We start from the raw sequence: 15638 nt of genomic DNA on the forward strand, positions 1-15638 counted from the left end.
GGTGGCCTCCAGGTCGCCGCCCGCCACGTCCGCGTGCAGCACGTGTCGGGCGGCGAGCAGGCCGCCGTGCAGGGTGGTGGCCTCCAGGTCGCCGCCGAACGCCTGCCCGACGACCTGGAGCCGGACCTCGCCGCCGAGGTGGACGCCGCGCTGGCCCCCCTGGCCGCCCGGCACCGCGTCGTCCGGGTGCCCACCGGCGGCCTCGACGCCGCGCTGCGGGCCAGCACCGTGCCGCTGTCCACGATGGGCCGTGGCCTCGACGCCGACCACGCCTACTTCCTGGCCGCCGCCGCGGCCGGTCGGCACGCCGTCACCCTGCTGCCCTGACCGGTGTCCGTCGCCACCGCGCGGCGCTGCCGACCGTGGCGGGCACGGTGACAGCGCCAACAGATCCCAACCGGACCCTCACGGGTTTCTGACAAGTCGACGTTAGCGTCGTGCCCATGAGACGACACGTCATCTGGGCAGGCACCGCAACGACCGGTCGCGCGGCCGGCACCGGCGAAGACTGGCACACTTCGACCGCCGACACGAGCGGCGAGGACTGGCTGGCCGGGGCCGCCCACAGCCCGGGTGGCGGCGGAACCCACCGCCGCACGCCCACGGTCCGGGGCCGCCTCGACTCCTGACGTCCGCCAGCGCTCGGCGCGACACGGACGGCGCGTACGCCGGTGCGGGCTGGATGGTCCCGCGCAGCAGCCCGCACCGCGTACCGGCACCCGCCGCGGGGTCAGGCCAGGAAGATCAGGGCGAGCCAGCCGCCGACGATCAGCACCAGCGCCAGGGCCAGCACCCAGGTCGGCACGGTGTACTCGCCGCGGCGGTTACGGTCGATCTCGGCGCGGATCTTCTCCCGCCGGCGTTCGACCCAGTTCTGCCGCTCGGTGCCGCGCTCGGGGCGGTCGGAAGATCCAGAAGTCGTCATGGCGCGCCCAGCCTACCGGGCCGGCCGGCCCCGGCGACGGATACCACCGCCGGGGCCGGCACACCCGTCACATGCTGGCGATCAACCGCTCCACCCGCTCGTCGTACGCCCGGAACGGGTCCTTGCAGAGCACGGTGCGCTGCGCCTGGTCGTTGAGCTTCAGGTGCACCCAGTCGACGGTGAAGTCCCGCCGCTTCTCCTGGGCGTGCCGGATGAACTCGCCGCGCAGCCGCGCCCGGGTGGTCTGCGGCGGGGTCTCCTTGGCCTCGAAGATCTCCGGGTCGGTGGCCACCCGGTCGACCTCGCCGCGCCGCTCCAGCAGACCGTAGAGGCCGCGACCGCGACGCACGTCGTGGTAGGCCAGGTCCATCTGCGCGACCCGGGGGTGCGACAGCGGCAGGTCGTGCCTGCGCTGGTAGCGCTCGATCAGCCGCAGCTTGCTGACCCAGTCGATCTCCCGGGAGACCGGCTCCAGGTCACCGCTCTCCACGGCGTTGAGCACCCGGCCCCACAGCTCGACGACCCGCTTGGCGGCCTGGTCGCCGCCCCGGCGCTCCACGAACTCGGTGGCCTTGGACAGATACTCCTGCTGGATGTCCAGGGCGCTGACCTCCTTACCGGAGGCCAACCGGACCTTGCGACGCCCGGTGATGTCGTGCGACACCTCCCGGATCGCCCGGATCGGGTTCTCCAGGGACAGGTCGCGCATCACCACCCCGGCCTCGATCATCCGCAACACGATGTCGGCGGTGCCGACCTTCAGCAGCGTGGTGACCTCGTTCATGTTGGAGTCCCCGACGATCACGTGCAGCCGCCGGTAACGCTCGGCGTCGGCGTGCGGCTCGTCGCGGGTGTTGATGATCGGACGGCTGCGGGTGGTCGCCGAGGAGACGCCCTCCCAGATGTGCTCGGCCCGCTGTGACAGGCAGTAGACCGCGCCGCGCGGGGTCTGCAGAACCTTGCCGGCCCCGCAGATCAACTGCCGGGTGACCAGGAACGGGATGAGCACGTCGGCGAGCCGCCCGAACTCGCCGTGCCGGGAGACCAGGTAGTTCTCGTGACAGCCGTACGAGTTGCCGGCCGAGTCGGTGTTGTTCTTGAACAGGTAGATCTCACCCGCGATGCCCTCGTCGTGCAGCCGCTTCTCCGCGTCGACGAGCAGACCCTCCAGGATCCGTTCGCCGGCCCGGTCGTGGGCGACCAGGTCGGTCACCGAGTCGCACTCCGGTGTCGCGTACTCCGGGTGCGACCCGACGTCCAGGTAGAGCCGGGCCCCATTGCGCAGGAACACGTTGCTCGACCGACCCCAGGAGACCACGCGACGGAACAGATACCGCGCGACCTCGTCCGGGGACAGCCGCCGCTGCCCGCGATAGGTGCAGGTGACGCCGTACTCGGTCTCGAGGCCGAAGATTCGCCGCTCCATGGTGTGACATTAGCCGCCCGGAGGCCCGGTTCGTCACTGTCACACCGCAGGTCGTGCCTCGGGGGCGGTCACATACCGGCTGAGTGCGACATTCCGTCCGCCCCGAGGCTCGAAACGAACCGCCGGCACGCGTCGTACTCCGGCAGCAGGCCCCGCTCGCGGGCCTGGGCGAGGGTCGGCGCCGCGTCGTCGCGCGCCGACAGCAGCGGGACGTCGGCGGGCCACTCGATGCCCAACTCCTCGTCCAGCGGGTGCACCGCGTGCTCACCCGTCGGGTTGTACGTCGCCGAGCAGAGGTAGCTCAACGTCGCGTCGTCGGTCAGCGCGCAGAAGCCGTGCCCCAGGCCCTCGCTGAGGTAGACGGCCCGGCGGTCGGTGTCGTCGAGCCGGACACCCTCCCACCGGCCGAACGTCGGCGAGCCCACCCGCAGGTCCACGATCACGTCGAGGACCGCGCCACGCACACACGTGACGTACTTGGCCTGGCCGGGCGGCACGTCGGCGAAGTGCACGCCACGCACCACGCCACGCGCGGAGACCGACAGGTTGGCCTGCGCCAGGCGCAGTGGGTGCCCCACCGCCTCGGCGAGCCGGTCGAAGCGGTACCACTCCATGAACATGCCGCGCGCGTCACCGTGCTGCTGCGCGGTGATCTCCCAGGCGCCCTCGATGCTCAGCTCCCGCAGCTTCACCAGGACACCCCGTGGCTGCCGTCGCGCTCGTCCAGGAGGCGAAGCAGGTAGTCGCCGTACCCGCTCTTGGTCAGCGGCGCGGCCAGCGCGCGCAGCTGGTCGTCGTCGATCAGGCCGGCCCGCCAGGCCACCTCCTCGACGCAGCCGATCTTGAGGCCCTGCCGCTCCTCGACCACCCGGACGAACTCGGCGGCCTGCATCATCGAGGTGAACGTGCCGGTGTCCAGCCAGGCGGTGCCCCGGTCCAGCACGGTCACCGACAGCTCGCCGGTCTCCCGGTACACCTCGTTGACCGCGGTGATCTCCAGCTCGCCCCGGGCGCTCGGGGTGAGCTTGCGGGCGATGTCGACCACCCGGTTGTCGTAGAAGTACAGACCGGGCACCGCGTAGCGGGACTTCGGCCGGGCCGGCTTCTCCTCGATCGAGAGCACCCGGCCGTCGGCGTCGAAGTCGACCACGCCGTACTCCTGCGGGTTGGCCACCTGGTAGGCGAAGACCCGCCCGCCGACGGGGTCACCGTGGTCGGCGAGCTGCCGGCCCAGACCCACGCCGTGGAAGATGTTGTCGCCGAGGATCAACGCCACCGACTCGTCGCCGATGAAGTCCGCGCCGAGGATGAACGCCTGCGCGATGCCCTCCGGGCGCTCCTGGGTGACGTAGTCCAGCCGCAGCCCGAACTGGCTGCCGTCGCCGAGCAGCCGACGGAACTGGTCCTGATCCTCCGGGGTGGTGATCACCAGGATCTCCTGGACCCCGGACATCACCAGGGTGGAGAGCGGGTAGTAGACCATCGGCTTGTCGAAGACCGGCATCAGCTGCTTCGAGACCGCCCGGGTGATCGGCCAGAGCCGGGATCCGGTGCCGCCGGCAAGTAGGATTCCACGCACCGGGGAAGCCTACCGGCACGGCTACGGAACGTGCGTGGGGGTCGCGTCCCACGCCCCGGGCGCAACTTCGCGTACACTTCCGGACCCGTGAGGATCCTCGTCACCGGCGGAGCCGGATTCATCGGGTCGGAGTACGTTCGTCTGCTCTTGGGCAAGCCCCTGGGCAGCGCCGAGGGCGTGCCGCCGCTCGAGCCGGCGGTCGTGACCGTGCTCGACAAGCTGACCTACTCGGGCAACCTGGCCAACCTCGACCCCGTACGCGACGACCCGCGACTACGGTTCGTGCAGGGCGACATCTGCGACCCGGTCGTCGTCGACCAGGTCGTCGCCGACCACGACGTGATCGTGCACTTCGCCGCCGAGTCGCACGTCGACCGGTCGATCGAGGGCGCCGCGCCGTTCGTCACCACCAACGTGCTGGGCACCCAGACCCTGCTCGACGCCGCGCTGCGCCACCGCACCGGCCGGTTCGTGCACGTCTCCACCGACGAGGTGTACGGCTCCATCGACGAGGGCTCCTGGACCGAGACCTGGCCGCTGGCCCCCAACTCGCCGTACTCGGCGTCCAAGGCCGGCTCCGACCTGCTCGCCCTGGCCTACCACCGCACCCACGGCATGGACGTGGTCGTCACCCGCTGCTCCAACAACTACGGCCCGTACCAGTTCCCCGAGAAGGTCATCCCGCTGTTCGTGACCAACCTGGTCGACGGCGGGACCGTTCCGCTCTACGGCGACGGCGGCAACATCCGCGACTGGCTGCACGTGCACGACCACTGCCGCGGCATCGCCCTGGTCCAGCAGAAGGGCCGCGCCGGCGAGGTCTACAACATCGGCGGCGGCACCGAGCTGACCAACAAGGAGCTCACCGGCCGGCTCCTCGACGCCTGCGGCGCCGGCTGGGACCGCGTCGTGCCCGTCACCGACCGCAAGGGCCACGACCGCCGCTACTCCCTCGACATCAGCAAGATCAGCGCGGAGCTGGGCTACCAGCCCAGCATCACCCTCGACGAGGGCCTCGCCGACACCGTGCGCTGGTACCAGGAGAACCGGGCCTGGTGGGAGCCGCTGAAGTCGGCGCCCACCGCATGACCCGACTACTCGTCACCGGCGCCGGCGGGATGCTCGGTCGGGACCTGGTCACCGTGCTGGGGGCCCGGCCCGACCTGAAGGTCACCACCGCCGCCCGCGCCGACCTGGACGTCACCGACCCCGCCGCCGTGCGCGCCGCGGTCGCCGGACACGACGTCGTGATCAACGCGGCGGCGTGGACCAACGTCGACGGCGCCGAGGCCGAGGAGGCCGCGGCCACCGCCGTCAACGGCCACGGCGTCGCGAACCTCGCGGCGGCGTGCGCCACCGGCGACACCCGGTTGATCCAGGTCTCCACCGACTACGTCCTCTCCGGCGACGCCGACACCCCCTACCCGGAGGACGCGCCCACCGCGCCCGTCAATGCGTACGGCCGGGGCAAGCTGGTCGGCGAGCAGGCCGTCGCCCGACTGCTCCCGGACACCGGGTACGTGGTCCGGACCGCCTGGCTGTACGGGGCGCACGGGCCGAACTTCGTGGCCACCATGCTGCGGCTCGCCGGGCAGCACGAGCACCTCGACGTGGTCGACGACCAGCACGGGCAACCCACCTGGTCCTACCGGCTCGCCGAGCGGCTGGTCACGCTCGCCGACGCCGCCCTGGCCGGTCGGGCGGCGCCCGGCGTGTACCACGGCACCTGCGCCGGCCAGACCACCTGGTACGGGCTCGCCCGCGCCGCGTTCACGCTCGCCGGACTGGACCCGGACCGGATCCGACCCACCACCAGCGACCGGTATCCTCGTCCCGCCCCCCGTCCGGCGTACAGTGTGCTAGGGCACAACCGCTGGGCGGCCGCGGGTCTGCCGCCACTTCAGGACTGGCACTCCACCCTGGTTGACGCGTTCCACTCCCCCGCTCCACCCGCCCCGTGGAAGGTCGCATGAAGCTCACCCTCGTCACCGGCCTGACCGGCCTGCTGCTGCTCGGCACCATCGTCGAGCTGCTGCGCCGTCGTCAGCTGCGCGAGAAGTACGGCATGCTCTGGCTCGCCGTACTGATCATCGTGATCCCGCTGTCCCTGTTCCCCCGGCTGCTCGACAACGTCGCCGAACTCCTCGGCGTCGCCTCCGGTGTCAGCCTGGTGCTCTTCCTGGGCATCGTCTTCCTGCTGCTGGTGTGCGTACACCTCAGCTGGGAGGTCAGCGCCCTGGAAGAAGAGACCCGCACCCTGGCCGAAGACTTCGCCCTGCTCCGCGCGCAGATCGACGCGGACCGGGCGGCCCGAGACGAACTGGTGTCCACCGATGGTTAACGGCAAGCGCACCTTGATCATCATCCCGGCCCTCAACGAGTCGGGCTCCATCGCCGACGTCGTCGGGGAGGTCCGCGGCGAGCTGCCCGGCGTCGACGTGCTCGTCGTCGACGACGGCTCCACCGACCGCACCGCCGACGTCGCCGCCGCCGCCGGCGCCCGGGTCGCGAAGCTGCCGTACAACCTCGGTGTCGGCGGGGCCATGCGCCTCGGCTACCGCTACGCCCGCGACAACAACTACGACGTCGCCATCCAGATCGACGCCGACGGCCAGCACGACCCCCGGTACGTGCCAAAGCTCGTCGACCTGCTCGACGACAACGACCTGGTCATCGGCGCCCGCTTCGCCGGCGAGGGCGACTACAACGTCCGCGGCCCCCGCCGCTGGGCCATGGTCATGCTCTCCGCCGTGCTGTCCCGGGTCGCCCGCACCAAGCTCACCGACACCACCTCCGGCTTCCGGGCCGCCAACCGGCGGGTCATCGAGATGTTCGCCGGGTGGTACCCGGCCGAGTACCTCGGCGACACGGTGGAGACCCTGGTGCACACCGCCCGCCGCGGCTTCCGCATCCGGCAGGTGCCGGTCGCCATGCGCAAGCGGATGGCCGGCACGCCCAGCCACTCCCCCGCCAAGGCGATGATCTACCTCGGTCGCGCGTTCGCGGTACTCACGCTGGCGCTCATCCGCCGGTGATCCGTCGCCTGCTGAGCCTGATCCCGCCCGGCACCATCGCTGTTGGTGCCGGGCTGGGTCTTCTCGGCCTCGCCTCATACGTCCACCTCGCGGTCGCCGGCCACAACCTCACCGAAGTCGACTACTCATCGCTCTCGGTGCTCTGGTCGATCGTGTTCACCCTCGGCATCGGCGTGTTCATGCCCGTCGAGCAGGAGGTCGCCCGGGTCGTCGCCGCCCGGCACAGCCAGGGGCTCCCCCCGGGGCCCGTGCTGGCCCGCGGCGTCACCGTGGCCGCCGTGATGCTCGCCGTGCTGGTGCTGGCCGTCACCGCCGGCCGCCAGCTGCTCGCCGACAAGCTCTTCCACGGCGACGGCACCATGGTCACCGTGCTGGTCGGCGCGCTCGCCGCGATGGCCGTCGCCTACGCCACCCGCGGCGTCCTCTCCGGCCTGCAACTCTTCCCCTGGTACGGCACCCAGCTCGGCGCCGACGGCGGCCTGCGGATCATCCTGGTCGCCCTGCTCGGGCTCGCCGGAGTGACCTCCCCCGTCTGGTACGGCCTCGTCCTGGTCGCCGCCCCACTGGTCAGCGTCCTGCTCACCCTGCCCCCGGTACTGCGCGCCATCGGCGGCGGCGCACCCGTGGCCTGGGCCACCCTGCTGCGCGGCCTCGGCCTGCTCACCGCGTCCAGCCTGCTCTCCCAGGTCGTGGTCAACATCGGCGTGATCAACGTGCAGTTGCTCGCCCCCACCGAGACGGCCGCCGCCGGCGCCCTGCTCTCCGCCCTCGTGCTGGTCCGCATCCCCCTGTTCGTCTTCGGCTCACTCCAGGCGTCCCTCCTGCCCGGCCTCGCCACCACCGCCACCACCGGCGACCAGGCCGGCTTCCACAGCCTGCTGCGCCGCGCACTCGGCATCGTCACCGCACTCGGCCTCACCGGGGCGCTCGGCGCCGTACTGATCGGCCCATGGCTGGTCCGCACCCTCTTCGACGCCCCCGACGTGCTCGGCCACGGCGACTTCGCGTGGCTGGCCGTCGCCACCCTCGCCTACCTCTGGGCCATGGTGCTCGGCCAGGCCCTGCTCGCCCTCGACCGGCACCGCGCACAGGCCCTCGCCTGGACCGTCGGCGTCGCCGCCCTGGTCGCCGTGACACTGATCCCGGCCCCGGTCACCCTGCGCGTCGAACTGGCCTACACCGTCGGCTCCGTCGTCCCTGCCGTAACCGGAGGCATCCGATGACCCGCCCACAGGTGACCGCGGTGATGCTCGCCTACGGCACCGAGCCGTACCTGGTCGACGCCGCCCGTGCCGTGCTGGCCAGCACCGACGTCGACATCGACCTGGTGGTCGTCGACAACGGCTGCACCGGCGACGGCATCGACATCGTCAAGGGCTTCCCCCAGGTCCGGGTCGTCCGACCCGAACAGAACACGGGCTACTCCGGCGGCTGCCGCGTCGGCGCCGCCGAAGCCACCGGAGACTGGCTGGCCTTCGTCAACTCCGACGCCATCGTCGCCCCCGACGCCCTCGCCAAGACCGTCGCGGTGGCCGCCGAACCGGGCGTCGGCGCGGCCATGGCCTCCATCCGGCTCGCCGACAACCCCGAGCTGATCAACACGTCCGGCAACCCGCTGCACTTCACCGGGCTGTCCTGGGCCGGCGGCAACGGCGAACCCGCCACCGCACACGCCGTACGCACCACCGTGCCCTCCCTCAGCGGCTGCTGCTTCGTGATCAGCCGCGAACGCTGGCAGGACCTCGACGGCTTCGCCGCCGAATACTTCGCCTACCACGAGGACACCGAACTCAGCCTGCGGCTGTGGCAACGCGGCCTGCGCCTGGAGTACGTCCCCGACGCCGTTGTCCGCCACCACTACGAGTTCTCCCGCAACGACCTCAAGCTCTACCTGGTGGAACGCAACCGACTGGTCACCCTGCTGACCGCCTACCAGACCCGGACGCTGGTGGTGCTCGCCCCGATGCTGCTGCTCACCGAGGCAGCCATGCTCGCCGCCGCGCTCGCTGGCGGTTGGACCAGGCAGAAGACCCGCGGCTGGGGCTGGCTGTGGAGCAACCGCGCCTGGGTGGGTTCCCGCCGCCGTCAACTCCAACGCGAACGCACCGTGCCCGACGGGGTCATCGCCGACCTGATGACCGCCCGCGTCGCCCCGTCGAACGTCGACTCGCCGCCCGGCATGGGCGTGTTCAACGCCGTCGCCGCCGGCTACTGGGCCCTCGCCCGATCGCTGCTGCAACGCCGCTGACCCACCCGACAGACAGACCGAAGCGCCGGCGCCCACCTCACGTGGGCACCGGCGCTTCGTCGTCACACCGTCAGTTGTCGGGCTGACCCGGCCGGTCCTCCAGATCCGCGGAACCCGCCGAACTGGTCGGCTTACCGGCCTCCCCGGTCGGCACGCTCGGCGTGTCCGGTCGGTCGCTGGTCGGCGGCGTCGACTCCCCGTCCAACAGGGCGGTCAGCGCGGCCCCGGTGATCCGCCGGAACGTCCGACCGACCCGCTGACGGTCCAGCACCGCCACCTCAAGCTGGTTCGCGGCGATCGTCCGGGCGGCACCGCCCTCCCCACCGACGGTGCTCAACGCCTGCACCGCCACCTTCGCCGCCTCGGCGAGCGACATGTCCGGCCGGTGGTTGGACTTCAACACGCCGGTGATCGCCTCGGCCTGCCCACCCATCGCCATCCGCCCCGGCTCGTCGTTGACCGAACCGTCGTAGGTGAGCCGGTACAACTCGTCGTCGGCGGGTGTCGGCCCGACCTCCGCCACGCAGATCTCCACCTCGAACGGCTTCGACTGCTCCGTGAAGATCGCACCCAGGGTCTGCGCGAACGCGTTGGCCAGGGCCCGGCCGGTCACGTCCCGACGGTCGTAACTGAGCCCGTTCAGATCCGCCATCCGCACACCGGCGCGACGCAGATTCTCGAACTCGTTGTACCGGCCCACCGCGGCGAACCCGATCCGGTCGTAGATCTCACTGACCTTGTGCAGGGCACTGGAGAGGTTCTCCGCGACGAAGAGCACCCCGCCGGCGTAGCTCAGGACCACCGCGCTGCGGCCCCGGGCGATGCCCTTACGGGCCAGCTCGGAACGGTCGCGCATGATCTGTTCGGGCGAGGCGTAGAACTGCATGGCCACGGCGGCGGTTCTCCTAACGGCGCTGTGCTGACGACTGCTGGCTGGTGGGGGTGGGCGCGGCTCAACCGCCCGGATTCTCCATCCGACCGGCGACCACGCCCTCGGCGATCGTCGCCGTCTCGGCGTCGATGAGCCGGTGGGTGCCCTCGGCGGTCGCGGTCATCACCACCGGGTAGATCCGCCGGGTCAGGTCCGGGCCACCGGTCGCGGTGTCGTCGTCGGCCGCGTCGTAGAGCGCCTCGACCGCGAGCCGGGTCGCGTCCGCGACGGACAACCCGGCCCGGAACCGCTTCTTCAGCGCGGACTTGGCGAACAGCGACCCGGAACCGATCGCGTCGTAACCGGTCTCCTCGTACGGGCCACCCGTCACGTCGAAGCTGAAGATCCGACCGGCCTTCGCCGGATCGGCGGCGGCCAGGTCAAAGCCGGCGAAGAGCGGCACCACGGCCAGCCCCTGCATGGCCGCGCCCAGATTGCCCCGGATCATCGAGGCCAACCGGTTGGCCTTGCCGTCCAGCGAGAGCATCGCGCCCTCGATCTTCTCGTAGTGCTCCAGCTCCACCTGGAACAGTCGCATCAGCTCGATACCGATGCCCGCGGTGCCCGCGATACCGACCAGCGAGTACGCGTCGGCCGGGTGCACCTTCTCGATGTCACGCTGGGCGATCAGGTTGCCCATGGTGGCCCGCCGGTCGCCCGCCATCACCACACCGTCGACGGCCGCGATGGCCACGATGGTGGTCGCGTGCGGCGCCAGGTCGGCGGCCATGCCCGGCGGCAGCGGTCGCCGACCGGGCAGCATCTCGGGTGCCACCCGGCTCAGAAACGTCGTGAAGGAGGACGTCCCCGCGTTGGTGAACACATCTGGTAGACGCCCGGATGGATCAAAGCCCGCTGCCACGTGGTTCCTCTCAGGTACGTGATCGCCCTGGCCAGCCTCGTGGGACTGTCACGGAACTGGCCAAGACCACCGTTGCAGTTGAAGCAGAGTATCCCGCGCACCCATCCGGTGCGATGATCGTGGTCCAGATGTTGCGGGTCCGCGCCGCCGCAGATCGCGCAGACCCCGCCCTGCTCGGCCAGGAGCTCCTGAAACTCCTTCTCCCCGACGCCGTACCGCCGCCGCAGGTGATACTCGCGGTTACCCCCGTACAGGCGCTCTTTCGTCTCTTTGGTCTTGGTGTTGTGGCAGGGCTTGCAGTAGGTGGCGCAGCCGGACGTGTCCGCCCGGTTGCGGGGGAAGGCATCGAACGGCTCGACCGCGTCGCAGGCCGGACAGTGCTTGTGCCCCTCCGGCACGACGCGACCTCCGCGCACCTCGCGGCCAAACTCGGCTCTCACCCGCCGCGCGTAGCTCGCCTTGGATCGCTCGTTGAAGCAGAGCTTGCAGTAGCTACCCCGCCCGCCCGGCCTCTTGGAGCTCACACAGAACTGATCGAACGCCTTCCATTCGCCGCAATCTCGGCAGCGACGGAGCCCGTCACGATCATCGCTCGCTTTAGCCATGTCCGAATTACCCTATATGTTCACTGACCTCCTTTTTGAACGTAGCCCCTCACAAACTCTTCTGCGTTTTCTTCGAGGATCTCGTCGATCACGTCGAGGAGGTCCTTGGTGCTTTCGGTGGTCTTGGAGTGCCGCTCGGCCACCTCGGGGTTGGCCTCGGTGACGACGTCCTCGATCTCCTCGCCCTGGCGGGACTTGCCGGACTGCGACTGACCGCCGCTGTCATGAGTGGCCATAGCTGTCTCCTCCACGATCGTCTGCGATGAACTTACCTCGCACGGACGACGAAAAGCCCGCCACGCGCCGGCTCGCGGCACATGACGGGCTTTCGGGCCCGTGCTCAGCCGCCGGTCAGCGTCTCCAGGAGGTCCTTGGCGCTGGCGCAGCGGTCGAACAGCGCCCCGACGTGCGCGCGGGTGCCCCGCTCCGGCTCCATCATCGGCACCCGGACGAGCGACTCCCGACCCACGTCGAAGATCACCGAATCCCAGCTGGCGGCGACCACCTCGGAGGCGTACTGGGCCAGACAGCGGCCCCGGAAGTAGGCCCGGGTGTCCTCCGGGGGCTCGGTCATCGCCGAGCGCGTCTCGTCGTCGGTGAGCAGCGTCTTCATCGCCCCCCGGGTGACCAGCCGATTGTAGAGGCCCTTCTCCGGCCGGACGTCGGAATACTGCAGGTCGACCAGCTGGAGCTTGTGCGAGCCCCAGCCGAGCTTCTCGCGTTCCCGGTAGCCCTCCAGCAGCCGCAGCTTGGCCACCCAGTCTAGTTCGTCGGCGCAGAGCATCGGGTCGCGGCCGAGCCGGTCGAGGACGCTCTCCCAGCGGTCGAGCACGTCCACGGTCTGCTCGTCGGCGTCGGTGCCGTACCGGTCGTCGACAAAGGACCGGGCCCGCTCCAGGTACGCCCACTGCAGGTCGAGGGCGGTGAGCCGGCGGCCGTCGCGCAGCCGCATCAGGTGCGACAGGGCGGGGTCGTGGCTGACCGCGCGCAGCTCGCTGACCGGGTCGGCGATGCCCAGGTCGGCGCCGAGCGCCTTCTCCTCGATCATGGTGAGGATCAACGCGGTGGTGCCGACCTTGAGGTAGGTGGAGATCTCGGAGAGGTTGGCGTCGCCGATGATGACGTGCAGTCGGCGGTACTTGTCGGCGTCGGCGTGCGGCTCGTCGCGGGTGTTGATGATCGGCCGCTTGAGGGTGGTTTCCAGGCCCACCTCGACTTCGAAGAAGTCGGCGCGTTGGGAGATCTGGAAGCCGCTCTGCCCGCCGTCCTGGCCGATGCCGACGCGGCCGGCGCCGCAGACGATCTGCCGGGTGACGAAGAACGGCGTCAGGTACGCCACGATGTCGGCGAACGGCGTCTGCCGGCGCATCAGGTAGTTCTCGTGGGCGCCGTAGCTGGCGCCCTTGTTGTCGGTGTTGTTCTTGTACAGACGGATCGGGTGGCTGCCGGGGATGGTGGCGGCACGGCGGGACGCCTCGGCCATCACCCGCTCCCCGGCCTTGTCCCAGCGCACGATGTCGCGAGGGGTGGTGACCTCGGGGGTGGAGTATTCGGGGTGGGCGTGGTCGACGTAGAGGCGTGCGCCGTTGGTGAGGATCACGTTGGCCAGGCCGAGGTCCTCGTCCGCGAGGGCCTCGGCCGGGTCGTAGAGCGCGCCGGAGTAGGTGAAGCCGCGGGCGTCGCGCAGCGGCGACTCTTCCTCGTAGTCCCAGCGGGCCCGCCCGCCTCGGTTGAGTTCGGGGCGGGCCCCGTAGGCGTTGACCACCTGCGATGAGGTGACCATCGGGTTGGCTCCGGCCTGGCCGGGAACGGAGATGCCGTACTCGACCTCGGTGCCCATGATCCGACGTACCGTCATGCGACCACTCGCTTCGCTCGCCCCACGGAGCCGGCGTGCCCGCCGCTCACACCATCGAGACTAGTCTGCGTGGTGGCCGACCGCGCGGCCCCGCCGGTCGGCGCGGCGCGTTACCGCGCCGTGGCGGGCTTGAGTGGCACCAGGGTCAGGCCGTCGCGCAGGGTCGGGTCTGCCGTGAGCGCGCCGTCGATGGCCCGCTGGGCAGCCGGGTCGGCGACGATGAGGCGCAGCGGGCGGGGAACGCGGCGCAGGATCTCCGCGGTCCGGGCGGGTTCGTCGTAGATCCGGAAGTAGATGCCGGGTTCGGTCTGGCCGCTGGTGCCCTGCATGGCGGAGAGGAAGATCGACTCCCGGTAGCCCTGGAGGCCCTGCTTGTCCACGACGAGGGTGACGGTGCCGGGGATCGCCGGGTAGTTGCGGTAGGCGATGGAGGTGACCGACGCGGAGCGGGTGATGTTCCGGACGTCCCGGCTGGCCCAGTCCTTCGCCCACGTGCCGTTGCTGCCGGTGCGGTGGAAGTAGCCGCCGGTCCAGCCGAGCACGCCGGTGCCGGCGAGCACCGCGAGCGTCACGAGGGCGGCGGTGGCGACGGCGGGGAGGGTGCCGGTGATGGGGCGTCGCCGTGGCTCGGAGTCGGTGCTCTGAGCGGGCACGGGCAGCAGTCGGGCGGGTGCGGCGGCGCCGATGATGAGGACGGCGATGACCAGGTGGGCGGTCTTGCCGAAGTAGTAGGCCGGTTGGGTGCCGTTGGCCAGGTTCACGGCGGCCATGCTGGCGGAGAAGAGCAGGCCGACGCCGAGGGTGACGAGGTAGCGCCGCCAGGTGGACTCGGCGAGGTTGGTGCGGACGAGGATGGCGGCGACGACCGCGCCGAGGCCGAGCATGGTGTTGTAGGTCTCGACCGGAGGTGTGCCGCCGGGGGCGGCAAGGGCCTCGCTCTGGCCGGCGACGAGCAGGCCGAGCAGGGGGATCAGCGGGGCCAGCGCCGCGGTGGGCACGGCGATGGCGGCGACGGTGCCGGGGCGGGCGCGAAGTCGGCGCCGGTCGGCGATGAGCCAGCAGAGAACCATGGCGCCGGTCGGGAAGAGGAAGAGGTAGTAGCTGAAGCCGATGCCGATGAGCAGCGCCCCGACGAGCAGGAGTTGTTCGCGCAGCCGGTTGAGGGGGCGGACGACGAGGGCGACGAGGATCGCGGACAGGCTGAGCCCGAAGGTCTCGCTGGGGTAGCCGGCGACGAGCAGGCGGGGCAGTTCGGTGCCGAGGGCCAGGGCGGTGACGGCGACGATGAGGACCAGGCGGCGCAGCGGGTGCAGGGGGCCGGCGACGTGCTGGGCGGCCCAGCTGAGCGCGAGCAGCAGCCCGGCGAAGGTGAGGAGGCACCAGAGCACGTAGTGGTCCATGAGTCGCGCGCCGGTGGGTGGGTCGCCAGCGCTGCGCAGGAAGCCGTCGAGCAGGGCGGTGGTGAAGTGCCAGCCCTGCGGGTAGTGCACGAGGCCGGAGAAGATGTTCTCGCGGGCGGTGTCGGCGTCGAGGAAGAGGTAGCCGCCGAGGCGGCCGATCACGTCGAAGAGGGCGGGGTGGCGTCCGTTGTCCTCGCCGACCATGGCGAGGTTGAGTCGCTGACCGAAGGTGTCGGCCCGCAGGTAGGGGGTGGCGAGGTAGCCGGCGGCGAGGGCCGCCGCGGCGAGCGTGGCGAGGTCGGACCAGCTGGGGCGGGGCAGCCGGGGTGCGCGCCGGGACAGCACGGCGGCCAGGGTCAGGACGGTCAGCGCCAGGCCGGTGACGGGGACCGGGTGCAGGCCCCAGGGCCACACGGTGAAGAGCAGCCCGGTGGCGCAGGTGAGGCCGGCGAGCAGGGCGAGGGCGAGCATCATCCGGTCGAGCAGGGTGCGGCCGGAGCGCACCAGGCTGGCCGTGCCGAGCAGGATCACCGGGGGCAGCAGCCACGCGGCGTGTACGGCGTTCGCGGCGAACGGGACGAGCCAGCAGGCGAGCAGGATGGCGAGCAGCGGGCCGATTCCGAGGCGTCGGGCGGCTGGTGGCGCGGGCGGCTGTTCGGCCGGCCTCCGGTTGTCGGTGCCACCTGGCACTGCTGGCATTTCCATGGTGGCGTCGGCACGCACGGGAGTCCTCGTTCGGTTGGTCGGCGGAGTCGCCGCAGTCTAGCGG

At 71.1% G+C, this 15638-nt stretch carries 18 protein-coding genes and 1 pseudogene; 8 read left to right on the top strand and 11 right to left on the bottom strand.

Features of this window, described 5'->3' with window-relative positions; genetic code table 11:
• Positions 1 to 87: hypothetical protein (locus F8271_RS07550; protein ID WP_225854236.1), on the bottom strand; the 87-nt coding region annotated here is incomplete at its 3' end.
• Here F8271_RS07550 and F8271_RS33010 point away from each other — a divergent pair.
• Positions 82 to 327 (top strand): annotated as a pseudogene (locus tag F8271_RS33010) (DUF3866 family protein); the annotation flags it as partial. The gene F8271_RS07550 and the pseudogene F8271_RS33010 sit on opposite strands and share 6 nt — an antisense overlap.
• A 116-nt stretch (positions 328 to 443) precedes the next feature.
• A complete protein-coding gene (locus F8271_RS07560; protein ID WP_151488933.1) occupies positions 444 to 629 on the top strand; it encodes a hypothetical protein in 186 nt (61 codons plus the stop codon).
• Between the two features lie 101 nt (positions 630 to 730).
• Here F8271_RS07560 and F8271_RS07565 read toward each other — a convergent pair whose 3' ends face one another.
• The 4 genes from F8271_RS07565 to rfbA all read right to left on the bottom strand — a co-directional run bounded on the left by F8271_RS07565 (position 731) and on the right by rfbA (position 3930).
• Positions 731 to 925 (bottom strand): hypothetical protein, encoded by a 195-nt coding sequence (locus F8271_RS07565; RefSeq protein WP_151488934.1) that lies wholly within the window; start codon positions 923 to 925, stop codon positions 731 to 733.
• Positions 926 to 992: 67 nt separating this feature from the next.
• On the bottom strand, positions 993 to 2351 hold the full coding sequence (pafA, locus tag F8271_RS07570) for a Pup--protein ligase (RefSeq protein ID WP_151488935.1): 1359 nt from the start codon (positions 2349 to 2351) through the stop codon (positions 993 to 995).
• Between the two features lie 68 nt (positions 2352 to 2419).
• Positions 2420 to 3043 carry a dTDP-4-dehydrorhamnose 3,5-epimerase gene (gene rfbC, locus F8271_RS07575; RefSeq protein ID WP_151488936.1) on the bottom strand — a complete coding sequence of 208 codons (624 nt, stop codon included), beginning with the start codon at positions 3041 to 3043 and terminating at the stop codon, positions 2420 to 2422.
• Positions 3040 to 3930, bottom strand: a complete 891-nt coding sequence (gene rfbA / locus F8271_RS07580; RefSeq protein ID WP_151488937.1) for a glucose-1-phosphate thymidylyltransferase RfbA — start codon at positions 3928 to 3930, stop codon at positions 3040 to 3042. Before rfbA ends, rfbC begins: the two co-directional genes overlap by 4 nt.
• 87 nt (positions 3931 to 4017) lie before the next feature.
• On the opposite strand from rfbA, the gene rfbB reads away from it, so the two are divergent.
• The 6 genes from rfbB to F8271_RS07610 are packed head-to-tail and all read left to right on the top strand — an operon-like array spanning position 4018 to position 9213.
• Positions 4018 to 5019 carry a dTDP-glucose 4,6-dehydratase gene (rfbB, locus tag F8271_RS07585; protein ID WP_151488938.1) on the top strand — a complete coding sequence of 334 codons (1002 nt, stop codon included), beginning with the start codon at positions 4018 to 4020 and terminating at the stop codon, positions 5017 to 5019.
• Entirely contained in the window at positions 5016 to 5903 is an 888-nt protein-coding gene (gene rfbD / locus F8271_RS07590; protein ID WP_151488939.1) for a dTDP-4-dehydrorhamnose reductase, read from the top strand. The genes rfbB and rfbD overlap by 4 nt, the downstream gene beginning before the upstream one ends.
• Positions 5900 to 6271 (top strand): DUF2304 domain-containing protein, encoded by a 372-nt coding sequence (locus F8271_RS07595; protein ID WP_139584287.1) that lies wholly within the window; start codon positions 5900 to 5902, stop codon positions 6269 to 6271. The genes rfbD and F8271_RS07595 overlap by 4 nt, the downstream gene beginning before the upstream one ends.
• Complete coding sequence (locus F8271_RS07600) at positions 6264 to 6965, top strand: glycosyltransferase family 2 protein (protein WP_151488940.1); 702 nt, start codon at positions 6264 to 6266, stop codon at positions 6963 to 6965. The genes F8271_RS07595 and F8271_RS07600 overlap by 8 nt, the downstream gene beginning before the upstream one ends.
• Complete coding sequence (locus tag F8271_RS07605) at positions 6962 to 8188, top strand: lipopolysaccharide biosynthesis protein (RefSeq protein WP_225854225.1); 1227 nt, start codon at positions 6962 to 6964, stop codon at positions 8186 to 8188. Before F8271_RS07600 ends, F8271_RS07605 begins: the two co-directional genes overlap by 4 nt.
• A complete protein-coding gene (locus tag F8271_RS07610; RefSeq protein ID WP_151488941.1) occupies positions 8185 to 9213 on the top strand; it encodes a glycosyltransferase family 2 protein in 1029 nt (342 codons plus the stop codon). Before F8271_RS07605 ends, F8271_RS07610 begins: the two co-directional genes overlap by 4 nt.
• A 70-nt stretch (positions 9214 to 9283) precedes the next feature.
• On the opposite strand, the gene prcA is transcribed toward F8271_RS07610, so the two are convergent.
• From prcA to F8271_RS07640, 6 genes are all read right to left on the bottom strand, one after another.
• Positions 9284 to 10105, bottom strand: a complete 822-nt coding sequence (gene prcA / locus F8271_RS07615) for a proteasome subunit alpha (RefSeq protein WP_151488942.1) — start codon at positions 10103 to 10105, stop codon at positions 9284 to 9286.
• A gap of 61 nt (positions 10106 to 10166) precedes the next feature.
• On the bottom strand, positions 10167 to 11006 hold the full coding sequence (gene prcB / locus F8271_RS07620; RefSeq protein WP_192580184.1) for a proteasome subunit beta: 840 nt from the start codon (positions 11004 to 11006) through the stop codon (positions 10167 to 10169).
• Complete coding sequence (locus tag F8271_RS07625) at positions 10925 to 11611, bottom strand: endonuclease VII domain-containing protein (RefSeq protein ID WP_151488944.1); 687 nt, start codon at positions 11609 to 11611, stop codon at positions 10925 to 10927. Before F8271_RS07625 ends, prcB begins: the two co-directional genes overlap by 82 nt.
• A gap of 20 nt (positions 11612 to 11631) precedes the next feature.
• Positions 11632 to 11847 carry a ubiquitin-like protein Pup gene (locus tag F8271_RS07630; protein ID WP_151488945.1) on the bottom strand — a complete coding sequence of 72 codons (216 nt, stop codon included), beginning with the start codon at positions 11845 to 11847 and terminating at the stop codon, positions 11632 to 11634.
• Positions 11848 to 11951: 104 nt separating this feature from the next.
• The gene (gene dop, locus F8271_RS07635; RefSeq protein WP_151488946.1) at positions 11952 to 13469 is read right to left on the bottom strand and encodes a depupylase/deamidase Dop; all 1518 of its coding nucleotides are present in this window, start codon (positions 13467 to 13469) and stop codon (positions 11952 to 11954) included.
• 110 nt (positions 13470 to 13579) lie between these two features.
• Positions 13580 to 15568, bottom strand: coding sequence for a hypothetical protein (locus F8271_RS07640; protein ID WP_151488947.1), 1989 nt, complete (start codon positions 15566 to 15568; stop codon positions 13580 to 13582).
• Positions 15569 to 15638 lie beyond the last annotated feature (70 nt).

This window comes from Micromonospora sp. ALFpr18c (genome assembly GCF_008868155.1).
Lineage (GTDB): Bacteria > Actinomycetota > Actinomycetes > Mycobacteriales > Micromonosporaceae > Micromonospora.